The organism is Enterovirga sp. (genome assembly GCF_028290205.1).
In the GTDB taxonomy this organism is placed as follows: domain Bacteria; phylum Pseudomonadota; class Alphaproteobacteria; order Rhizobiales; family Beijerinckiaceae; genus Enterovirga.
The window spans coordinates 1-3447 of the sequence record NZ_JAQGKF010000133.1 but is presented as its reverse complement, the minus strand read 5'-3'; the positions used below and the strand labels follow the sequence as shown (position 1 = coordinate 3447).

At 73.5% G+C, this 3447-nt stretch carries 4 protein-coding genes and 1 pseudogene; all 5 read right to left on the bottom strand.

Annotated elements, in window-relative coordinates; genetic code table 11:
* A pseudogene (locus JWR86_RS09365) lies at positions 1–395 on the bottom strand (molybdopterin molybdenumtransferase MoeA); the annotation flags it as partial.
* A gap of 131 nt (positions 396–526) precedes the next feature.
* Positions 527–1003, bottom strand: a complete 477-nt coding sequence (gene moaC / locus JWR86_RS09360; protein WP_299564090.1) for a cyclic pyranopterin monophosphate synthase MoaC — start codon at positions 1001–1003, stop codon at positions 527–529.
* Positions 1000–1812 (bottom strand): indole-3-glycerol phosphate synthase TrpC, encoded by an 813-nt coding sequence (gene trpC / locus JWR86_RS09355; protein ID WP_299564088.1) that lies wholly within the window; start codon positions 1810–1812, stop codon positions 1000–1002. Before trpC ends, moaC begins: the two co-directional genes overlap by 4 nt.
* Positions 1809–2831: an anthranilate phosphoribosyltransferase gene (trpD, locus tag JWR86_RS09350; protein WP_299564085.1), complete on the bottom strand. Its 1023-nt coding sequence runs from the start codon at positions 2829–2831 to the stop codon at positions 1809–1811. The genes trpC and trpD overlap by 4 nt, the downstream gene beginning before the upstream one ends.
* A gap of 93 nt (positions 2832–2924) precedes the next feature.
* The coding region (locus JWR86_RS09345) for a thioredoxin family protein (RefSeq protein WP_299564083.1) at positions 2925–3447 on the bottom strand (523 nt) is incomplete at its 5' end.

Sequence of the window (3447 nt, the reverse complement as noted above, 5' to 3'; positions counted from 1 at the left end):
CCCGGGGCGGCGCTGTCGTGGATCACGACGCGGTCGTCGGTCCGCTCGGTATCCTCCTGGATGACGATCGTGTCGGCCCCCGGCGGCAGCGGCGCGCCGGTCAGGATGCGGACGGCCTGGCCCGGCCCGACGCTGCCCCGGAAACCTCGTCCGGCGGCGCTGTCGCCGATGACCGTGAGGGGCTGTGGGACCGCGCCGATGTCCGCCGACCGGACCGCATAGCCGTCCATGGCGGAGGCTGCGAAGGGCGGCTGGTTGCGGGCCGCCACGATGTCGCGGGCGAGCGTCCGATGCGCCGCGTCGGCGATCGCGACGTCCTCCTCGCCGACCGGCTCCGGGATGCTGGCCAGCACCCGGGCGAGCGCTTCGGAGACCGGAATCAGCGCCGAAGCCACCTGGCCTGCTCCTCAGAAGGTGCTGTGGGGACGACGGGGCAGAAACCCTGCCCGTCGCCGCCCGGGTCGGTGTCCACTCGGCACCGGCCCCAGCCTTCCGCCGGCACGGCCGGACGGTGCGACGCCGACGCTCACTCGGCTCGCCAGGTGCCGGAGCGGCCGCCGCTCTTGGAGAGGAGCCGGATGCCCTCGATCCGCATGGCCCGGTCGGCCGCCTTGACCATGTCGTAGACCGTCAGGCAGGCGACCGAGACGGCGGTCAGGGCCTCCATTTCGACGCCCGTCTGCCCGGCCACGGCGACCTCGGCGCTGACGCGGACGCCGGGCAGCGTCTCGTCCAGCTCGCACTGCACCTTGACCCGCGTCAGGAGCAGCGGGTGGCAGAGCGGGATCAGCTCATGCGTGCGCTTCGCGGCCATGATCCCGGCGAGGCGGGCCGTGCCGAGCACGTCACCCTTCTTGGCGTCCCCGGCGCGGATTAGCGCCACCGTCTCGGGCAGCGTGACTACGCAGCCTTCGGCTTCCGCCACCCGCGAGGTCACGGCCTTGTCCGACACATCCACCATGTTGGCGGCGCCGGTTGGGTCGAGATGAGTCAGCCCGCTCATGCGGCTGCCGCGTCCTGGACGGGGGCGAGGAGGCGGCGGGTCGCCTCGGCGACATCCGCCTGCCGCATCAGGCTTTCGCCGACCAGAAAGGCCCCGATGCCGGCCCGGCCCAGCCGGGCGATGTCGGCCGAGGTGGCGATGCCGCTCTCGGCCACCACGATGCGGTCCTCCGGCACCAGCCGGGCCAGACGTTCGGACGTCTCAAGGGAGGTCGCGAAGGTGCGGAGGTCGCGGTTGTTGATGCCGATCAGCACGGCGTCGAGCCGGAGGGCGCGTTCGAGCTCCGCCTCGTCGTGAACCTCGATCAGGGCGTCCATGCCGAGCGCGCGCGCGGCAGCCACGAGGTCGCGTGCCGCGCCGTCGGTGACCGCGGCCATGATCACCAGGATGCAATCGGCGCCCCAGGCCCGGGCCTCCAGCACCTGGTAGGGCTCGAACATGAAGTCCTTGCGCAGCGCCGGCAGCGTCGTGGCCGCGCGGGCCGCGGTCAGGTAGCCGGGCGCGCCCTGGAACGAGGGCGCGTCGGTCAGCACGGACAGGCAGGCCGCGCCGCCCTCCTGGTACGCGCGGGCCAGACTGGGCGGATCGAAATCGGCCCGGATCAGCCCCTTGGACGGGCTCGCCTTCTTGACCTCGGCGATCAGCGCCGGCCGTCCTGCCGCCTGCCGGGCCCGGATGGCCTCGCAAAAGCCGCGGGGCGGACTTTGCGCGGCGGCGCGGCGCGCCAGTTCACCCTCCGGCAGAGCGGCCCGGGCCATGGCGATTTCCTCGCGCTTGTACTGCGCGATGCGGGCGAGAACGTCGGTCACACCGGTCTCCCGTTCGAGACCGCGACGAGGCGGTCGAGCGCGGCGCGGGCCGCCCCTGTGTCGAGGGCGGCTGCGGCCCGGACGACCCCGTCGCGGAGGTCCGCGGCCTGGCCGGAGACCGCCAGGGCTGCCCCGGCATTGATCAGGCCGATGTCGCGATAGGCCGTCTTCTCGCCGGCGAGCACGGCCCGGAGCGCGTCCGCGTTGTGATCGGGATCGCCGCCCTTGAGGTCCTCGGGCCGGGCGCGGGCGAGCCCGACCTCCTCCGGCGCGACCGTGAAGCGGCGCAGCGCGCCACTTTCGAGGGCGAGGATGTCGCTCGGCCCCGTGGTGGTGATCTCATCGAGCCCGTCGGAGCCGTGCACCGTCCAGACCCGCTCGGAGCCGAGGTCGCGCAGCGCTTCGGTCAGCGGCGCCATCCAGGCGCCGGACGGCACGCCCAGGAGCTGCCGCTTGACGCCGGCCGGATTGCTCAGGGGCCCGAGCAGGTTGAACAGGGTGCGGGTGCCGAGCTCGATGCGGACCGGCCCGACATGCCGCATGGAGGCGTGGTGCGTCTGTGCAAACATGAAGCACAGACCCGCCTGCTCCAGGCACGCCGTGAGCTGGTCGGGTTCGAGGCCGATCTTCACGCCCAGCGCCGTGAGCACGTCCGCCGCGCCGGAGCGCGAGGAGGCGGCCCGGTTGCCGTGCTTGGCGACTTTCACACCCGCCCCGGCCACGATGATGGCGGCCAGGGTCGAGACGTTGTAGCTGCCGGAGCCGTCGCCGCCGGTGCCGACGATGTCGATGGCGCCCTCGGGCGCCGCGACGCGCAGCATGCGGCCGCGCATGGCCTCCACGGCGCCGATGATCTCGGCCGGCGCTTCGCCCCGCACCCTCAGCGCCATCAGGAGGCCGCCGGCCTGGGCGGGCGTGACCTCGCCCGACAGCAGCGTCTCGAACGCCGCCCGGGCCTCGTCTCGGGTCAGGCTCGCGCCTGTCGCGACCTTGGCCAAAAAGGGCTTGAAGGAGTCCATCGGCGCTCCATGCACCGGGATAGCGACGTTGTCACCGGCCTGTGGCGACCGCCGGGTCGTCTCTGCCCGCCTCCCGGCGGCCGCGCCTGGACGTCATCCCGGCCCGTCGCGCGTGCCGGACGGAGAGAGGACCGCTCGCCTGGCCGGCCGGGACAGGCGCTCGATGCTCTCCAGCAGCGTCGACTCGCTCAGGATCTGCGGCAGGACCTCGGGCTCCCCGCTGCCGGGATACAGCACATAGAGGGGAACGCCGCTGCGACCGTGCCGCTCGAGCAGGCGGGTGATCTCGGGGTTCTGGTTGGTCCAGTCGCCCTTGAGGTAGACCCCCTTGGCCTCTTCGAGCCTCGCCCGCACCGTCTCGGTCAGGGCCACCCGCTCGTTGACGAGGCAACTCACGCACCAGGCCGCCGTCATGTTGACGAAGACGAGCCGGCCTTCGGCCCGCAAGCCATCGAGCCGCGCCTGCGTGAAGGGCTGCTCCCGGGCTCCGGGCTGCGCCGGGACGCCTGCCGTGACGGCGGGCGCCGGCGCCCGGTCGCCGGCCAGCGACCAGCCGATGAACACCAGCCCGGCAAGGGAGGCCAGCGCGGCCGCCTGCCCGTCTCGCCGGCCCGGC

What these genes read in the sequence shown, in the direction of transcription:
- moaC (WP_299564090.1), bottom strand. Translation starts at nt 1,003, where the DNA reads ATGAGCGGGCTGACTCATCTCGACCCAACCGGCGCCGCCAACATGGTG.
- trpD (WP_299564085.1), bottom strand. Translation starts at nt 2,831, where the DNA reads ATGGACTCCTTCAAGCCCTTTTTGGCCAAGGTCGCGACAGGCGCGAGC.